Source organism: Vibrio crassostreae, from assembly GCF_024347415.1.
In the GTDB taxonomy this organism is placed as follows: Bacteria; Pseudomonadota; Gammaproteobacteria; order Enterobacterales; family Vibrionaceae; genus Vibrio; species Vibrio crassostreae.
The window spans coordinates 799,424-817,742 of record NZ_AP025476.1; the positions used below are offsets into that span (position 1 = coordinate 799,424).

General features: G+C 43.8%; 18 protein-coding genes. 12 read left to right on the plus strand and 6 right to left on the minus strand.

What is annotated here, in order from left to right; all coding sequences use genetic code 11:
- Positions 1-55: 55 nt before the first annotated feature.
- From OC193_RS03680 to OC193_RS03695, 4 genes are all read right to left on the minus strand, one after another.
- A complete protein-coding gene (locus tag OC193_RS03680; RefSeq protein WP_048657901.1) occupies positions 56-1,414 on the minus strand; it encodes an AmpG family muropeptide MFS transporter in 1,359 nt (452 codons plus the stop codon).
- Positions 1,415-1,467: 53 nt separating this feature from the next.
- Positions 1,468-2,016, minus strand: a complete 549-nt coding sequence (locus tag OC193_RS03685) for a peptidylprolyl isomerase (RefSeq protein ID WP_048663689.1) — start codon at positions 2,014-2,016, stop codon at positions 1,468-1,470.
- Positions 2,016-2,585, minus strand: coding sequence for a YajG family lipoprotein (locus tag OC193_RS03690; RefSeq protein WP_048663688.1), 570 nt, complete (start codon positions 2,583-2,585; stop codon positions 2,016-2,018). Before OC193_RS03690 ends, OC193_RS03685 begins: the two co-directional genes overlap by 1 nt.
- A gap of 66 nt (positions 2,586-2,651) precedes the next feature.
- Positions 2,652-3,803: a methyltransferase gene (locus OC193_RS03695; RefSeq protein WP_048607983.1), complete on the minus strand. Its 1,152-nt coding sequence runs from the start codon at positions 3,801-3,803 to the stop codon at positions 2,652-2,654.
- A 174-nt stretch (positions 3,804-3,977) separates the two neighbouring features.
- Between OC193_RS03695 and bolA the strand changes: the two genes are divergently transcribed.
- From bolA to nqrM, 9 genes are all read left to right on the plus strand, one after another.
- A complete protein-coding gene (gene bolA / locus OC193_RS03700) occupies positions 3,978-4,286 on the plus strand; it encodes a transcriptional regulator BolA (RefSeq protein WP_017064186.1) in 309 nt (102 codons plus the stop codon).
- Between the two features lie 521 nt (positions 4,287-4,807).
- Positions 4,808-6,148: a Na(+)-translocating NADH-quinone reductase subunit A gene (locus tag OC193_RS03705; protein ID WP_048657905.1), complete on the plus strand. Its 1,341-nt coding sequence runs from the start codon at positions 4,808-4,810 to the stop codon at positions 6,146-6,148.
- Positions 6,149-6,153: 5 nt separating this feature from the next.
- Entirely contained in the window at positions 6,154-7,398 is a 1,245-nt protein-coding gene (locus tag OC193_RS03710) for an NADH:ubiquinone reductase (Na(+)-transporting) subunit B (RefSeq protein ID WP_017067139.1), read from the plus strand.
- Complete coding sequence (locus OC193_RS03715) at positions 7,388-8,155, plus strand: Na(+)-translocating NADH-quinone reductase subunit C (RefSeq protein ID WP_004735209.1); 768 nt, start codon at positions 7,388-7,390, stop codon at positions 8,153-8,155. The genes OC193_RS03710 and OC193_RS03715 overlap by 11 nt, the downstream gene beginning before the upstream one ends.
- Positions 8,155-8,787: an NADH:ubiquinone reductase (Na(+)-transporting) subunit D gene (locus tag OC193_RS03720; RefSeq protein WP_008223083.1), complete on the plus strand. Its 633-nt coding sequence runs from the start codon at positions 8,155-8,157 to the stop codon at positions 8,785-8,787. The genes OC193_RS03715 and OC193_RS03720 overlap by 1 nt, the downstream gene beginning before the upstream one ends.
- 7 nt (positions 8,788-8,794) lie before the next feature.
- Positions 8,795-9,391 (plus strand): NADH:ubiquinone reductase (Na(+)-transporting) subunit E, encoded by a 597-nt coding sequence (gene nqrE / locus OC193_RS03725; RefSeq protein ID WP_009848375.1) that lies wholly within the window; start codon positions 8,795-8,797, stop codon positions 9,389-9,391.
- Between the two features lie 29 nt (positions 9,392-9,420).
- On the plus strand, positions 9,421-10,647 hold the full coding sequence (gene nqrF / locus OC193_RS03730; protein ID WP_017631923.1) for an NADH:ubiquinone reductase (Na(+)-transporting) subunit F: 1,227 nt from the start codon (positions 9,421-9,423) through the stop codon (positions 10,645-10,647).
- Between the two features lie 174 nt (positions 10,648-10,821).
- Positions 10,822-11,826, plus strand: coding sequence for an FAD:protein FMN transferase (locus OC193_RS03735; protein ID WP_048657906.1), 1,005 nt, complete (start codon positions 10,822-10,824; stop codon positions 11,824-11,826).
- A 16-nt stretch (positions 11,827-11,842) separates the two neighbouring features.
- Positions 11,843-12,097, plus strand: coding sequence for a (Na+)-NQR maturation NqrM (gene nqrM / locus OC193_RS03740; RefSeq protein ID WP_009848378.1), 255 nt, complete (start codon positions 11,843-11,845; stop codon positions 12,095-12,097).
- A gap of 135 nt (positions 12,098-12,232) precedes the next feature.
- On the opposite strand, the gene OC193_RS03745 is transcribed toward nqrM, so the two are convergent.
- Positions 12,233-13,471 (minus strand): response regulator, encoded by a 1,239-nt coding sequence (locus OC193_RS03745; RefSeq protein ID WP_048657907.1) that lies wholly within the window; start codon positions 13,469-13,471, stop codon positions 12,233-12,235.
- 164 nt (positions 13,472-13,635) lie between these two features.
- Here OC193_RS03745 and dinB point away from each other — a divergent pair, with 164 nt between their 5' ends.
- A complete protein-coding gene (gene dinB / locus OC193_RS03750) occupies positions 13,636-14,712 on the plus strand; it encodes a DNA polymerase IV (protein ID WP_048657908.1) in 1,077 nt (358 codons plus the stop codon).
- 112 nt (positions 14,713-14,824) lie between these two features.
- On the opposite strand, the gene OC193_RS03755 is transcribed toward dinB, so the two are convergent.
- Positions 14,825-16,759 carry a RecQ family ATP-dependent DNA helicase gene (locus OC193_RS03755; RefSeq protein ID WP_048663687.1) on the minus strand — a complete coding sequence of 645 codons (1,935 nt, stop codon included), beginning with the start codon at positions 16,757-16,759 and terminating at the stop codon, positions 14,825-14,827.
- A 145-nt stretch (positions 16,760-16,904) separates the two neighbouring features.
- On the opposite strand from OC193_RS03755, the gene OC193_RS03760 reads away from it, so the two are divergent.
- Positions 16,905-17,378 carry a GreA/GreB family elongation factor gene (locus OC193_RS03760; RefSeq protein WP_048663685.1) on the plus strand — a complete coding sequence of 158 codons (474 nt, stop codon included), beginning with the start codon at positions 16,905-16,907 and terminating at the stop codon, positions 17,376-17,378.
- Between the two features lie 88 nt (positions 17,379-17,466).
- On the plus strand, positions 17,467-18,243 hold the full coding sequence (locus OC193_RS03765; protein ID WP_048663684.1) for a YggN family protein: 777 nt from the start codon (positions 17,467-17,469) through the stop codon (positions 18,241-18,243).
- Positions 18,244-18,319 lie beyond the last annotated feature (76 nt).

Here is an 18,319-nt window from a genome sequence, read left to right on the forward strand (position 1 = left end):
AATAGAAAGAGGGTAGCGTGAAGCTACCCTCTTTCTATTCTGTCTTCTTTTTCTCTTATTCGTGGTTGGTTTTCGCTTTTTCTAGTAAATCTGTGAAAAAGTGGCGTAACGAATAGAGCATGATCAAACTTGGTATCACCATAAGCGCAGTAAGTATAAAGAAGGTTGACCAGTCATTGAGGTAATCAACCAACTCACCGCTGAAGGAAGCCAGTGTGGTGCGACCGAAGTTACCCAAGGATGCGAGTAATGCATATTGGGTTGCAGAGAAGGCCTGCCCAGTTAATAACGTTAAGAAAGAGACAAAGGCTACTGTCGAAAAGGCGGTCGTGAAGTTGTCGACAATGATCGTTGCCAAGAACAAGGTTTCACTCGGGCCTGTCTGAGCGATCCACGCAAACATTAGATTACTGGCCGCCATTGCCACACCACCGATCATCAGTCCGCGTACAATGCCAAATTTCACATTGAAGACACTGCCTACCAAAGTGAAGAATATGGTTGCTCCCCAACCAATTAATTTGGAGTAATGACCGATCTGTTCGTTACTGAAACCTATCTCTTTATAGAAGGTGATCGACATGCGACCTAGGAAGGCTTCACCAATCTTAAATAGGAACACAAACAGCAATAGAGTAATGGCAACTTGAACGCCGTTTCTTTTGAAGAAATCATAAAACGGTTCAATTACCGTTACACTGAACCAAGCGACAAGCTTTGAGCCGACCACTTTATTGTGGCGCTGCTGTGCTTGCTCTTGTAGGGCTTCACGCTGTGTGTTTGGCTCTCCGACAAAAAGAGTAAACAGCATTAGTACAACAACGACACCTGCCATGCCGTAATACACGCCATTCCAACCGATTGAGTCTGCATTAATAAAGGCAAGGTAGCCTGGTAGAGAATACCCTGTCCACCAACCAATGACGGCCATTGCAGAAGCTTGCGGCAGTTTTGATGCTTCGGATTTTGGGAAGGTATCAATACGAAATGCATCAATCGCGATATCTTGCGTGGCTGAGGCAATAGCAATAGCGAGCGCCAACATTGAGGTAAACGCCAAATTCTCTGCGGGATTGACGCCTGCGATGAATAAGGTGCCGATCAAAACAATGGTTTGGCAGAAAAAGATCCAACTGCGGCGCTGGCCGAGTATTGCGTGAAGCACAGGCAGTTTTACTCGGTCTACCAAGGGTGCCCATAGAAAGTTAATCGCATAGACGGCAAACACACTACCAAAGTAGCCAATGGCTGCTCGTGTTAAACCTGCATCTTTTAACCAACCAGACATGTTGGATCCAATAAGAACCCATGGGAAGCCGCTCGAACAGCCGAGCATAAACACCCAAAGTAGACGTTTATCTAGGTAGCTGCGAAAAGTCTGCATCCAAGAAAGAGAGGGAGTGCCTGATGACATAGGGCGTCCTTGTATAGAAAAACGCCCTTAAGAAATAAGGGCGTTGCATTGGATTACTTAAGAAGGGTCACTTTAGTGATGACGATTGGGTCGACTGGAATGTCTGACATGCGGCCCATTCGTTTAGTTGGAATTGTTGCCATCTTTTGTACAACATCAAAACCTTCAGTTACTTTGCCGAATACAGCGTAACCTGGGTTACCACCTTTTGCGTTCAAAAAATCATTATCAGAGAAGTTAATGAAGAACTGGCGAGTTGCAGAATCTGGCGCATTAGTGCGAGCCATAGCGATCGTTGCTGTATCATTCTTTAGGCCGTTGCTGCCTTCATTTTTGATAGGAGCATAAGTCGCTTGTTGATTCATCTCTTGATCGAAGCCGCCACCTTGCGCCATAAAGCCAGGAATAACACGGTGGAAGATAGTACCTTCGTAGCTGCCGTCAGCAACGTACTTTAAAAAGTTCTCAGCACTAACTGGTGCTTGCTCTTGGTTAAGCTCGATAGTGAAGTCGCCTAATGTTGTTTCTACGTTCACTTTAGGACCAGCCCAAACGCTCACGTTCACTAGCATTAATGCAATAAAAGATAGAATGCGACCCATTAGAAACGTTCCTTCATGTAAGTTTGTAGCTCTTGGTCATTGGCAATCTCTTTCAATACCAAGTTGATTACATCGTTAAGCACCATCGCGATATCATCGTTTGAAGCGCTTAATGCACCTGTGCGAGTAGCAGTACCGTTGAATGTTTTAACGAGCTTACCTTCCGGTGTTTCAGCGGTAACTTCAAGCGTTACTTTACCGTCCATTTTGTTTTCCATAATGGTGTGTTCTACGGTAACGAGTGCTTCTTGAATTTCTAAAACAATTGAGTTTTCACTGTTTACGCTTGCACGAAAACCTTGAGACTCTAGCTGTTGAGCCACAGCGTTTTCTAGAGAAATACGCATGTTTTGCTTAGCATGAATTGGCTGAATGTTTGAACGGCCACTATCAACCAATGCAACATATTGAGCGGCACGAACATCTTTACTGGTTAGTGTGTATGTTTTACCTTGTACAAGGTTGCTTGAGCTTAGTGAAGCTTCTGGCATTACATTGATCTGTTCTTGCTGAGGGGCTGAACATGCTGTCAAAGCCATAATAGAAGCAGCCAAAATCAGTTTTTTCATTCCTTTATCCTTTCTAAATTCACACCAGAAGCTCGGTATCTTAAATTCTTGTGAAGTCGTTTCTGCTTATTTATTAAAATTCGCAGGTTCTCTTGTTGCTTGTAATATCTCAAATTTTTGGTTTAGTTCAAGCGTTTCAACGTTAGCTTCACCAAATAGTCTTGCTAGTTTGACATCGTATCCGAGGTGTCGGTTGCCAATAACAATTAATTTGCCTCCATTGCTTAGAACATGCTTTGCATCACAGAACATTTGCCACGCAATGTGATCCGTAATCGCTTGTTGCTGATGGAATGGAGGATTACACATCACTAAGTAGGTGCTGTTTTTCTTGAAGCCATCTAAACAGTTGTTGGCGATGAACTGGAAGTTACCTTCTTCACCAAGGTTATCCTTGACGTTTTGGCGTGCTGATTCCACTGCCATAAAGCTTTCATCCACACAAGTGATACGAGCTTGTGGGTTCAATTGCCCAGCTTTTACACTCAATACACCGTTGCCACAGCCTAGGTCGATGATATGACGCAGCTCAGGATCTTGAGGGATGTGCTCTAGCATATAGCGAGCGCCTTGATCGAGTGCTTCCCCTGAGTAAACATTTGGTAAATTTTTCAGGCGGATATCTTCACCGTCCACATCCCATTCAACAAAAGGCTCTACCGTTTGAATTGGCTGGCAGTTTGGAGACGAGAATACTAAGCGGTGTTTTTTCTTCGCTAGTGATGTTTTGGTTTCGCCTAGGTACTTCTCGAACAGGTTAAGCGTAGAAGTGTGAATCTCTTTTACCTTGTTGACACCGATCACTTGGCAGCCTTCAGGCAAAGCTTGGCGTAGCTGACTCAATTGCCAGATTAGGTGACGATTTGTTTTCGGCAGCTGCATGATCACAAGATCGATACCGTGTGGGATATCATCCATTGTGTTCAAGAAGTTCACTCGGTTACTTTGATTACGCTGCAAGTTTTTCAGAGCACCACGGTGAGAGATAAATGAGTCGCTCATCATAGTGACATCATGATCTTTCGAGAACCAAGTCGATAGAGCACCGAAGCTGTCGTTCATGATCAGGATGTGTTTACCAGGTTCAAGGTTCATCTCTTCAACATGACTGATCAGGTATTCGTCGCCCGCATCCCAAGCTTGAAGGGTTTCATTTGAACGTTTAGGGAAACGATGTAAGGTCAAAGTTCTGTCGTGAAGGGTAAGTTCGGTTTTCATTGCTTGAGATACTTATGTAAGAAATAACAAAGATATTGTCTCAAATGCAGCCTGAACAAGATAGAAAAAACTCAACCAAACCTATGCCATTTGCTATGAAATACTCAGACACTCGACCTGTTAGGGTTTATACTCACCCCACGGATAATGCCAATACGTTATTAAGGAATCACAATGATCCAAGAAGTTATCGAAACAAAATTGCACAATGAGTTTTCACCAAGTCATTTAAACGTGGTCAATGAGAGCTATATGCACAATGTTCCGGCTGGTTCTGAGAGTCATTTCAAAGTGATTGTTGTCAGCGATGTGTTTGAAGGTTTGCGTCTTATTGCTCGTCATCGAGCGGTAAATAAAGCCCTTTCAGAAGAGCTGGCGAACAATATTCATGCATTGTCCATTCACACTTATACAAAAGATGAATGGATGAAGCAGCTAGATAACGTGCCAGATAGCCCTATGTGTATGGGTGGTGGCAAGTAACACAACTAGCATATTGAGAAAAGGCGGCGATGCCGCCTTTTTTGTCGCCAAACCTATGTGTTTTTCGTTGTTACATCACTCAAACTGATGGCAATTTGAACGACTAAAAATACCTACAATGAGTAATGTTTTTATTAACAGTGTTTCAACATAACTCGTAAAATATTAGTTTGTGACAGAGTATTAATCTCTTGTTTAAAACACGTTTCAAAAGCCATTTTATCTGTGCGGCTCGTCAAATTTATACATATTTGAGAGTCCATATGCTTCAAATCTCACCAAATAAAGGCGGTATTCAAGTTATTGGTCATGGCATCAAGTTGTCAAAAAATGCTAGAATACGGCACCTGATAAATCTCACATGTTTTGTGTGATGAGTTTATTAAGATAATGTTGCGATTTTGGTATCTCAAATTTACCAAAACCGGACACTGTAATGTCGTGTCTAAGGGCGATTTTAAAACGTCCCGAATTTACGCAATTAAAAGAATCTTTTTCCCGATAAAGTAGTGCAAGTGCGTATGATTACAATAAAGAAGGGTTTGGATCTTCCTATCGCAGGAACTCCATCCCAGGTGATTAATGATGGTAAGTCCATCACTAAAGTCGCCTTGCTTGGCGAAGAGTACGTTGGTATGCGTCCTACGATGCATGCTCGCGTTGGTGATGAAGTGAAGAAAGGCCAAGTTCTTTTTGCAGATAAAAAGAACCCAGGTGTTGTATTTACTTCTCCAGCAAGCGGTAAAGTTATTGAAGTGAACCGTGGTGCTAAGCGTGTTCTTCAATCAGTAGTGATTGAAGTAGCAGGTAATGAGCAAATCACGTTCAATAGCTATGAAGCTAACCAACTAACAAGTCTTGACCGTGAAACGGTTAAAGCTCAGTTAGTTGAGTCTGGCGCATGGACCGCTTTGCGAACTCGTCCGTTCAGCAAGGTTCCAGCAGTTGATTCTGAAACTCAGGCTATTTTCGTTACTGCTATGGATACTAATCCACTAGCAGCTGAGCCAGAATTAATCATTAACGAGCAGTCTGATGCTTTCGTTGCTGGTTTAGATCTTCTTTCAACTCTGACTAACGGTAAAGTGTACGTTTGTAAAAAAGGTACTAGCTTACCTCGTTCAGCTCAGTCTAACGTTGAAGAACATGTTTTTGATGGCCCACACCCTGCAGGTCTTGCAGGCACGCATATGCATTACCTATATCCGGTAAATGCACAAAATGTAGCGTGGAGCATTAACTACCAAGATGTTATCGCATTCGGTAAGCTTTTCCTTACTGGTGAGATTTACTCTGAGCGTGTTGTTTCTCTGGCTGGTCCAGTGGTTAACAACCCACGTCTAGTTCGTACTCAAATTGGTGCTAGCCTTGAAGAGTTGACTGACAGCGAGTTAATGCCAGGCGAAGTTCGTGTGATTTCTGGTTCTGTACTTACGGGTACTGAAGCAACAGGTCCACATGCTTTCCTTGGTCGTTACCATCAGCAAGTTTCTGTTCTACGTGAAGGTCGTGATAAAGAGCTATTCGGCTGGGCTATGCCTGGTAAGAACAAGTTCTCTGTTACTCGTTCATTCCTTGGTCACCTGTTTAAAGGTCAGTTGTTCAACATGACAACGACGACAAACGGTAGTGACCGCTCAATGGTTCCAATTGGTAACTACGAGCGCGTAATGCCTCTAGATATGGAACCTACATTGCTGCTTCGTGATCTATGTGCAGGCGACATTGATAGTGCTCAAGCACTTGGTGCGCTAGAGCTAGACGAAGAAGATGTAGCATTGTGTACCTTTGTATGTCCAGGTAAGTACGAGTACGGTCAACTACTTCGTGAATGCCTAGATACGATTGAGAAGGAAGGGTAATTTTCATGGGCCTTAAAAAGTTTCTTGAAGACATCGAGCATCATTTTGAGCCAGGTGGTAAACACGAGAAGTGGTTTGCGCTTTACGAAGCAGCAGCGACAGTGTTCTACACGCCAGGTCTTATTACAAAGAAAAGCTCGCACGTTCGTGATAGCGTTGATTTAAAACGTATCATGATCATGGTTTGGTTCGCGGTATTCCCAGCAATGTTCTGGGGTATGTACAACGCGGGTGGCCAAGCTATCGCAGCACTTAACCATATGTACGCAGGCGCTGAACTAGCATCTGTTATCAGTGGTAACTGGCACTACTGGCTAACCGAAATGCTTGGCGCCTCCCTAGGAGCCGATGCAGGTGTTGGCAGCAAGATGCTACTTGGTGCGACATACTTCCTACCTATCTACGCAACGGTATTCATCGTTGGTGGTTTCTGGGAAGTTCTGTTCTGTATGGTGCGTAAGCACGAAGTCAACGAAGGCTTCTTTGTTACTTCTATCTTATTTGCGCTTATCGTTCCGCCAACACTTCCTCTATGGCAAGCAGCACTAGGTATTACCTTCGGTGTTGTAGTCGCTAAAGAGATCTTCGGTGGTACGGGTCGTAACTTCCTGAACCCTGCACTTGCTGGCCGTGCGTTCCTATTCTTTGCATACCCTGCACAGATTTCAGGTGACGTAGTTTGGACTGCTGCAGACGGTTTCTCTGGTGCAACTGCTCTTAGCCAATGGGCTCAAGGCGGCGGTAGCGCACTAATGAACGTAACATCTGGTGAAGCAATCACTTGGATGGACGCATTCATTGGTAACATCCCAGGTTCTATCGGTGAAGTATCGACTCTTGCACTTATGATTGGTGCAGCGATGATCGTTTACATGCGTATCGCTTCATGGCGTATCATTGCTGGTGTAATGATCGGTATGATTGCGGTGTCTACGCTGTTCAATGTGATCGGTTCTGATACTAACGCAATGTTCAGCATGCCTTGGCACTGGCACCTAGTTCTAGGTGGCTTCGCATTCGGTATGTTCTTCATGGCGACAGACCCAGTATCAGCTTCATTTACCAATAAAGGTAAGTGGTGGTACGGCATCCTAATCGGCGCAATGTGTGTAATGATCCGTGTAGTTAACCCTGCATACCCAGAAGGCATGATGCTTGCGATTCTATTCGCAAACCTATTTGCTCCTCTGTTTGACCACGTTGTAATCGAGAAGAACATTAAGCGGAGACTAGCGCGCTATGGCAAGTAATAACGATAGCATTAAAAAGACGCTGTTTGTTGTTATCGCATTGAGCTTAGTGTGCTCAATCATCGTTTCAACAGCTGCAGTTGTTCTTAAACCTAAGCAACAAGCTAACGCGGTTCTGGATCAGCAAACTAAGATCCTTGAAGTTGCGGGCATTGAACTTGCGGGTAACATTCCAGCACTGTACGCAGAGAACATTGAACCTCGTCTAGTTGATTTCGCTACTGGTGATTTCGTTGACGGCGATGCTGCTGCATACGACCAACGTAAAGCGGCAAAAGATCCAGCTCAGTCAATTAAGCTTTCAGCTGAAGATGACATCGCTAAGATCATTCGTCGTGCTAACACAGGTACTGTATACCTTGTGAAAGATGGCGCTGAAACTTCTAAAGTTATCATCCCTGTTCACGGTAACGGTCTATGGTCAATGATGTACGCATTCGTTGCGGTAGAAACTGATGGCAACACAGTTTCTGGTATCACTTACTACGAGCAAGGTGAAACTCCTGGACTTGGTGGTGAAGTTGAGAACCCAACTTGGCGCGCTCAATTCGTTGGTAAGAAATTATTCGACGAAAACCACAAACCTGCTATTCAGGTTGTTAAAGGTGGCGCTCCTCAAGGTTCTGAGCACGGTGTAGATGGCCTTTCTGGTGCAACACTGACTAGCGTTGGTGTTCAACATACATTTGACTTCTGGTTAGGTGATATGGGCTTTGGTCCGTTCCTAGCAAAAGTTCGTGACGGAGGTCTGAACTAATGTCTAGTGCAAAAGAAATTAAAAAGAGCATCTTAGCGCCGGTGTTGGACAACAACCCAATCGCGCTACAGGTTCTTGGTGTGTGTTCTGCTCTTGCGGTAACCACTAAGCTAGAAACAGCATTTGTTATGACTATCGCGGTAATGTTCGTTACTGCTCTGTCTAACTTCTTCGTTTCTTTGATCCGTAACCACATTCCTAACAGTGTGCGTATCATCGTTCAGATGGCAATCATCGCATCATTAGTAATCGTGGTAGACCAAGTGCTTAAAGCATACCTATACGATATCTCTAAGCAGCTATCTGTATTCGTAGGCCTAATCATTACTAACTGTATTGTAATGGGTCGTGCTGAAGCATTCGCAATGAAGTCTGCGCCAATCCCATCTCTAATCGATGGTCTTGGTAACGGTCTTGGTTACGGTTTCGTTCTTATCACTGTTGGTTTCTTCCGTGAGCTTCTAGGCTCTGGCAAACTATTTGGTATGGAAGTACTACCTCTAGTGAGCAACGGTGGTTGGTATCAGCCAAACGGCTTGATGCTTCTAGCACCTTCTGCATTCTTCCTAATTGGTTTCTTGATTTGGGCAATTCGTGTGTTCAAACCAGAACAAGTAGAAGCGAAGGGGTAAGGTAGTCATGGAACATTATATTAGTCTGCTAGTTAAATCGATTTTCATCGAAAACATGGCGCTTTCTTTCTTCCTAGGTATGTGTACATTCCTAGCGGTATCTAAGAAAGTTAAAACTTCTTTTGGTCTTGGTGTTGCGGTAGTTGTAGTACTTACAATCGCTGTTCCTGTAAACAACCTTGTTTACACGCACATCCTAAAAGAAAACGCGCTTGTTGAAGGTGTCGATTTAAGTTTCCTTAACTTCATCGCATTCATCGGTGTTATCGCGGCACTTGTACAAATCCTAGAGATGGTTCTAGACCGTTTCTTCCCACCTTTGTACAACGCACTAGGTATCTTCCTTCCACTGATCACAGTTAACTGTGCAATCTTTGGTGGTGTATCTTTCATGGTAACTCGTGACTACAACTTTGCTGAATCTGTTGTTTACGGCTTCGGTTCTGGTGTGGGTTGGATGTTAGCTATCGTTGCTCTTGCGGGTATCCGTGAGAAGATGAAGTACTCTGACGTTCCTCCAGGTCTTCGTGGCCTTGGTATCACGTTCATTACTGTTGGTCTGATGGCGTTAGGCTTTATGTCTTTCTCTGGTGTTCAACTGTAGGGTAAGCACCCAGTAATAAGGAATAACAAATGCAAAGCATTATTCTTGGCGTAGCGATGTTTACCATTATTGTATTGGCTCTAGTACTAGTGATTCTTTTCGCTAAGTCTAAGCTAGTACCATCAGGTGACATCACTATTGCTGTAAACGGCGACCCTGAAAAGGCGATCGTTACTCAACCTGGTAGCAAGCTACTTGGTGCCCTAGCTGGCGCTGGTATCTTCGTATCTTCTGCTTGTGGTGGCGGTGGCTCTTGTGGTCAGTGTCGTGTAAAAGTTAAGTCTGGTGGTGGCGACATCCTTCCAACTGAACTTGATCACATCACAAAAGGTGAAGCTCGCGAAGGCGAACGTCTTGCATGTCAAGTTGCTATGAAAACTGACATGGAGATTGAACTAGACGAAGATATCTTTGGTGTTAAAAAGTGGGAATGTACTGTTATCTCGAATAACAACGAAGCTACTTTCATCAAAGAACTTGCTCTAGCGATCCCTGAAGGTGAAGAAGTTCCGTTCCGCGCGGGTGGTTACATTCAGATTGAAGCTGAACCACATCACGTGAAATACGCAGATTACGATATTCCTGAGGAATACCGTGGTGACTGGGATAAGTTCAACTTGTTCCGTTACGAGTCTATCGTTAAAGAGCACTCGATCCGTGCTTACTCTATGGCTTCATACCCAGAAGAGAAAGGCATCATCAAGCTTAACGTGCGTATCGCAACTCCGCCGCCAAACAACCCTGACGTAGCTCCTGGTGTGATGTCTTCATACATCTGGTCTCTTAAAGAAGGCGACAAATGTACTATTTCTGGTCCATTTGGTGAGTTCTTTGCTAAAGACACAGACAATGAAATGGTATTCATCGGTGGTGGTGCAGGTATGGCGCCAATGCGTTCACATATCTTCGACCAACTTAAGCGTCTTAACTCTACTCGTAAGATGTCTTACTGGTACGGTGCACGTTCTAAGCGTGAGATGTTCTACATTGAAGATTTCGATGGCCTAGCGGCTGCAAACGAGAACTTCGTGTGGCACTGTGCTCTGTCTGATCCTCAACCAGAGGACAACTGGGACGGTTACACAGGTTTCATCCATAACGTATTGTACGAAAACTACCTGAAGGATCACGAAGCTCCTGAAGATTGTGAGTACTACATGTGTGGTCCACCAATGATGAACGCGGCTGTTATCGGCATGCTGAAAGATCTTGGTGTAGAAGATGAAAACATCCTACTAGATGACTTCGGTGGTTAATCCATTTAAGTGATTGATATTATGGCTGACTCTCACGAGTCAGCCATTTGTTTTTCTAAGACTATTTTTGACAACATACTGGCTTATATAAGAAAGAGTAAGGCATTCAAAATACCTATTTTTTACTCTTATTTTTCCTTATATAAATCCTTAACATTAGACAGGAGTAAGCAAGTGAGAATTTGGCTTGTTGCATTAACTTCTTTGATTTTTCTTGCGGGCTGTGATCAGGCAAGAGAGCAAGTGCATTTAAGTGGCCCAACAATGGGTACCAGTTACAATATTAAATATATCAATGGTGATGAATTTCCTGAATCTAATGAAGTTCATACTGAGATCGATCGTCTACTTGAAGAAGTGAATGATCAAATGTCGACTTACCGTGAAGATTCAGAGCTGAGCCGTTTCAATCAACACAAAGGTGCGGACGCATTCGAAGTATCTGAACAAACTGCTATCGTTGTGAAAGAAGCCATTCGTTTGAACGGTCTTACTGAAGGTGCGTTGGATGTTACGGTTGGCCCATTAGTTAATCTTTGGGGTTTTGGTCCTGAAGCGCGTCCGGAAGTCGTTCCATCAGATGAAGAACTTGCTGCTCGTAAAGCTAAGGTTGGTATTCACCACTTGAGCGTTGAAGGCAACAAGCTAACTAAAGACTTGCCTAATTTGTATGTCGACCTGTCAACTATTGCAAAAGGTTGGGGCGTTGATGTTGTTGCTGATTACCTTGATTCAATTGGTATTCACAACTACATGGTTGAAGTAGGCGGTGAAATCCGTTTGAAAGGCCTAAACCGTGAAAGTGTAGGCTGGCGTATTGCCATCGAAAAGCCAAGTATTGACGAACGTAACATCCAAGAGATCATCGAGCCTGGTGATATGGCGATCGCAACGTCTGGTGACTACCGCAACTATTTTGAGCGTGATGGTGTTCGTTACTCACACATCATCAACCCAGAAACAGGAAAGCCTCTTCATCATAAAGTGGTTTCTGTGACTGTTTTAAACCCGTCTTCAATGACTGCAGACGGCTTATCTACTGGCCTTATGGTCTTAGGTGAGGAAAAAGGAATGGAAGTCGCAAACCAGCATAACATCCCAGTGTTCATGGTGGTAAAAACAGCAGATGGCTTTAAAGAAATTGCTTCTGAAGCATTTAAGCCATACTTAGGTAAATAAGGTAAGCGAGATAATTATGAATACATTTCTGATTACATTTGGTGTTTTTCTTGCAGTAATCGCAGCGATGTCAATTGGCTACATTATCCAAAAGAAAGTTGTGAAAGGTAGCTGTGGTGGCTTAGGTGCTGTTGGTATTGATAAAGTATGTAACTGCCCTGAACCTTGCGACGCGCGTAAGAAGCGTGAAGCACGTGAAGCTTACCGTGAAGAGAAGCTGGCTGAGCGCCAACAAAAAGAAGCGGCTTGGAGTAAAGACCGTATCGCTTAATGGGTGACAGTCATAAGGGGTAGAGTTATCTATGCCCTTAAATTGAAAAGCTCAAGATTATCATCTTGAGCTTTTTTGGTTTTGAGGCTTAGTCATTTATCTTGGCAGATTAACGATGGAAACAAAAACGAATGACTATTGTTCGATTTGCATGCTGTTACGCGCAAACACTAGCTGATTCCTACCTTGTTCTTTTGCCGTATAAAGAAGCTCATCAGCGGCTTTGATCTGCTCATCTAACTTGGCGTCTAAATCGGTTACGCCGATGCTAATACTGACCTTGATTCTTTGAGAGTCATGCTCAACAACATGGCTTTCAATGGCTTCTCTCATGGACTCTAAGTTGTCAACAAAGCTCTCAAATGCACCGCATGACTGAATACAAAACTCTTCACCACCGAAGCGCACAGCGACATCGTCTTTGAAATGATCTTTGATGATTTTCCCTACATCGATCAGCACGGCATCACCACCATCGTGGCCAAAGGTATCATTCACTTTCTTAAAGAAGTCGATATCCATCATCGCGATGTTTCGTTGATCGCAGCCCTTACAAGGATGATTAAACAGGTAGCGACGATTCCATAAGCCAGTAAGAGCATCCTCGTTGGCATGTCGAAATAGCTCATTGGCCGCTTCTTTCATATCAAGCAGTTGATGGATACGGCAGAAAAACTCTTCTTGGTTAAAAGGCTTGTAAAGGAAATCGTTAGCACCCGCTTTAAGGAATCGCGCTGTCATGGTGCGGTCATCGCTACCTGATAGCCCTAAAATAGCCAACTGGTTTCTATCGTGATCGCGTCGAATTTCACGGATCATCGCTATACCGTCTTTGTTCGGCATATCATGGTCTGTAACAACGAATGTAATATCGGGATCGTTATGAAGAAGCTTTAATGCTTGTTCGCCGTCTTCGGCTTGGATAGTTTGGATATATTGGTGTTCTAGAAGTTGAGCTATGTAACGGCGAACAACCGCTGAATCATCGACAACCAATGCTTTGTGGTGGCGATTATTCGAAATTCTTTGAACCAGAGGGAGTAGGTAGCTTACTGATGACATACTGTCTTTAAGTATGTAGTCAATAACGCCTTTTGCTAGGACTTGCTCTCGCAGTTGATTGTCGAACATCCCGGTAAGAACAATTATTTTCTGTTGATAGCCTAATACGAGATCAATGATCTCACCGTCTTGCCCGTCAGGTAAGCAGTAATCTAATACGGCACACAAGAAATCCGTCTCTTGTTCCAAGATGTTTTTTGCTTCTGCAATAGATTCAGCAAGTGCGACCTCATAACCGCTATTTTTAAGCTGTTGGTACAGGTAGTTGCGGAATGCTCGGCTATCTTCCACCACTAGTATTTTTTCACTCACAAGCGATCCCTACTTATAGACTAAATACTCGTTAACAATAGTATCAGAAGAGCTTATGACTATTGAAGCGAAACCTTTTTAGCTGGACTCGAGATCGTTTTAAATCTGATAAAATTTGGATTATACTGTTTATTGATACAGTTGTAAGGTCGAGTCATTCCTAGATGTGTAGCGCAGGCGAAGAGAAAATAAGAAAAATAATTCATGTCGATATGGATTGTTTTTATGCGGCTGTAGAAATGCGTGATAACCCTGCTTACCGAAATCGCCCGTTAGCTGTTGGTGGGCATGAGAAGCAACGCGGTGTTTTGAGCACATGTAATTATGAAGCCCGCAAGTTTGGTGTTCGCTCTGCAATGCCGACCGGAAAAGCGCTACAGCTTTGTCCTAATCTATTGGTTGTGCCGGGAAGAATGTCGGTCTATGTCGAGATATCTAAAAAGATTCGTGAAATATTCTCTCGATACACGTCTGTCATAGAGCCTCTTTCCTTAGATGAAGCGTTTCTTGATGTCACCGATTCTACGCAGTGTCATGGTTCAGCAACACTTATTGCTGAGTCGATTCGCCGTGATATCTGGAATGAACTCAACCTGACCGCTTCGGCTGGCATTGCCCCGATCAAGTTCTTAGCCAAAGTTGCCTCGGATCTGAATAAGCCCAATGGTCAGTTTGTTATCCCTCCACAAGACGTACAATCAGTGATTGATGAGTTGCCACTAGAAAAGATTCCCGGTGTCGGCAAGGTGAGCATTGAAAAGCTGCATCAAGCAGGTTTCTTTACTTGTAAGGATATTAAAGAGTCTGACTATCGAGACCTCCTACTCAAGTTTGGCCGTCAAGGTGCATCACTCTGGAAGCGCAGTCATGGCATTGATGATCGAGAAGTTATCATCGAGCGCGAGCGAAAATCGGTAGGCGTAGAGCGCACCTTCACTCAAAATATTTCAACTTACGCTGAATGTTGGCAGGTAATCGAAGACAAGCTATTTCCTGAACTCGAAACTCGCTTAGAAAAAGCCAGCCCAACTAAAGCGATCATCAAGCAGGGAATCAAACTCAAGTTCGCCGACTTTCAGCAAACCACGATTGAACATATCCACGCCTCTTTAGATCGTGAACACTTCAAAGAACTGCTAAGTGAAATACTGAAAAGACAACAGGGGCGAGAGATACGTCTGCTTGGTTTAAGCGTAATGCTGCAACCCAAAGACCAAATGCGTCAGTTGAGTTTCTTTTAGGGAAAGGCTCTGAGAGGTTCGGCTTAGAAATGTTGTTGAAAGTGTTGTTGGTATTTGAATACCGACTAGACTTCACAGCCTAATCGGTTTTTACCTAAGTATGGAAGTTGGCTTATCTAGGAAGCTGTTTAACTCGCGCTAAGGTATCACTGAACGGTTGCTGCTCTAGCTTGCCGTAACCAACCATTTTGCTGGCTTTGAGTTTGGTTGAAAGCGGGGTAGCGATTCCACATAAGAAGCGAGTAATTGCCTCGTCGGTAATCAGTTGTTGGCTAGTCGAAATAAACTCATGTATCCATGTCATCACCGTCTCATCATCGACAGGTTCAACATCAACGGTTGGTAAGATTGCCACTTCTCCTCGACATACAGAGCAATGACCGCAGTTTGCTGGCGCCTTATCATCGGCAAAGTAACTTGCAAGGCGCGAGCTTAGGCAGGTGTCGGCTTCAAAGAAGCTCAGCATCTGATTAAGACGATTGATTTCACTGTTCTCTTTTACCTTAAACAACTCAGTTAGACGCTCTGACAGCTGCATCATATCTTCTGAGGTATTGTGAATCGCATAGACATCTGTGATCTGCTTGCTTTCCAGTTCAATCCAACCTTGTTCATTGAAGTAGTCGATAGCCGCAATCACGCGCTGACGATCAGCTTGGAAATGAGTCCAAAGCGCATCGAAGTCGACTTGGCACCACACTCTTGCCTGAGGAGAGCATTGGAAAATCGCTTCGACAAATTGACGACGTTCACTTTGGAACTGTTCGGTGATTTGCTGTTTCGGGCGAATGAACTTAAATTTGTAGTCTGCGAAGTAGCTGTACTTCGGCTCAATCACACCTTCAATTTCGAGATACACCAGCAGTGTTTTTAGCGGTAACTGACGAATGTTGGATTCACGTGATAGTTGGTTAAGCATGATCTCCCATTGGTTCCAACCAGAAGCGCCAATGTTTTGATTTTCGTAGATCTCTTTTAATACTGCCTGGATCGATATGTTGTCTGGAGTATCGCCAAATACAAAGTTCTCTAGTGTGCTCAAGCCGTGTTTGTTCGCGAGCAATATACACTCAGAAGCTTGTCCATCTCGTCCCGCTCTGCCGATCTCTTGTGAGTAGTTCTCGATCGATTTTGGTAAATCAAAGTGAATCACTCGGCGAATGTTGGACTTATCTACGCCCATACCAAACGCAATGGTTGCCACGATACAGCTCACTTCATCATTCATGAATTGATGTTGAATTGCATCTCGGTTTTCAGGCTTAAGACCCGCATGGTAAGCCACGGCATTAACGCCAGCGTTTCGAAGTTGCTGAGCCACCATCTCTGCTGTTTGTTGAAGGGTGACATAAACAATAGTCGGAGCGAGAGAAGCTTGGTTGACGACATTGCACAAGGTTTCTAGCTTGCTGGTTTGTTCGCAAGGTTGAATCGACAGGTCGAGGTTTTGACGATAGAACCCCGTAACCACAACGCGCTCCTCATCAATTTCAAACTTCGACTTCATATCTTGAATAACAGATGTCGTCGCGGTTGCTGTCAGTAGCAGCACTTGAGGAATATTGAGCTGTTTCTGGTATTGAGGAAGCTTCAGGTAATCGGGTCTGAAGTTGTGTCCCCATTCTGAAATACAGTGCGCTTCATCGACCACAAGCAGTGAGATCGGCACTTGAGAGATAAACTGACGAAAGCGCTCGTTCTTCAAGCGTTCAACGGAGATCATGAGGATCTTTGTGTCGCCGTTACGTACCGACTGCATGACCTGTTGTGTGGTTTGTCTGTCTTGGCTTGATTCGATTGCAGCTGCGCTAATGCCTTTACTGTGCAGGAAAGCCAGTTGGTCTTTCATCAAGGCTAACAGCGGTGATATCACTAAGGTTAAGTGCGGCAATTCTAATGCTGGTAATTGATAACACAGGGATTTACCTGAGCCTGTAGGAAATATGGCCGCAGTTGAGTGACCAGATAGAACATTATCAATGACTTGCTTTTGTCCATTACGCAGTGAGTCGAATCCGAATACTTGTTTTAGTTTCTGCTCAATCATTTATGTTCTACCTGAGTTATTAAGTGTCGTATTGATGCTAAAGCGGGCGCCTATTCATGATAGCGTCGCTTGATGAATCAAATGTCTTGCACCTGATTGTACCTAATTCTATTCTGTAGCTCCTATAGAAAAGCACCCCAATAGTATGAATAAGTCTGAGCTTCGCCAAATAATCATAGAGCAACTCGAATCCCGATTGCGTATCGCACAATCTGCCACTCAACGTGCGATTGACGCTGCGACAGATGAAGAGACAGTACCAGAGCACAAGTACGACACCCTGGCTCTAGAAGCCTCGTACCTTGCCCATGGTCAAGCGGTGAGAGTGCAAGAGTGTGAAGATGATATTCAGTGTTACCGAAATCTTGTATTGCGTGACAGTGAAAAAATTACTGTGAGTAGCTATGTGGTGGTGATTGATGAGCATGACCAATATAAACACTTCTTTATGGGGCCGAGAGTTGGGGGACTGGCTGTCACGTGGAATGATAATGAAGTAGCTATCGTGACGGAGAATGCGCCGTTTGGTCAGGCTCTAATGGGTAAAGAAGTTGGCGATGAAATTGAGTTTAAGGTCGCTGATAAACAGTTTTGCTACGAAGTTATATCTATCGACTAACTAACTGGCTAATAGATATAAAACGTTTCTCTGACAAAGAAGCATAAACCCAAGGTATAGTAATTTGTCAGATTGATGAGAGGATGTTATGAAAAGCAATGTATTTATGAAAAATAATGTATTAATTGCATCACTAACAGCGGTTATTGCTGTTGTGAGCCTGCCAACGTTTGCTGCGCAGTGTCGAGTTGATTTGAAGAATGAATTACGAATCGATGACCAAAAAGTCGAAATCCATCAGGTGAATGGCGATACTGCGGTCTTCGATGAAAACAATGACCTCTATATCCATGGAGAGAAAGTTGAGCTCGATGCTGACCAACAAGCGGCAATTGAAAAGTATCGTGAAAGTATGAGTGAGTATTTGCCGCGAGCTAAGCAGATGGCGAGCGAAAGTCTCGCATTAGCCAATGATGTGATTGATGATATCGCCGCTAGCCTAGATTCGCCTGAGTCGTTTGATAATGTAAAAGAATCAATGAAAACCTACTTTGCAGAACTGGAAGCACGTTACTACAAAGATGGTGAGTTAGTGTTACCAGCAGAAAGCTTTGATTCGATGGCCAATGGCTGGTCTGAAGATTTCGAGAAAGCTAAGGAGATCTTTAACCAAGAGTTTATCTCGAGTGCTTTCAATGCGATGTCTGGAAAGATGAAGCAAGAGGGTGGGCTAAACCTGACTGAACTGGCCGACAGCATGGCGGATCTCAAGCTTAAAGTTGAAGAGCGAATGAAAGAACATGCTCAGCAAATGCAAGAAGAAGGCACCGAATTCTGTGATTCACTTGATGAGATGGCAGAACAAGAGCAAGAACTGCATGAAATCATTCCGAACCTGAAAGATTACCAAGTATTCACAATTTAATTTGAATCTAATGATGAATAGCAAGAGCACCGGTTGGTGCTCTTTTTGTTTGTATTGTTCACTCAATGATAAGTAT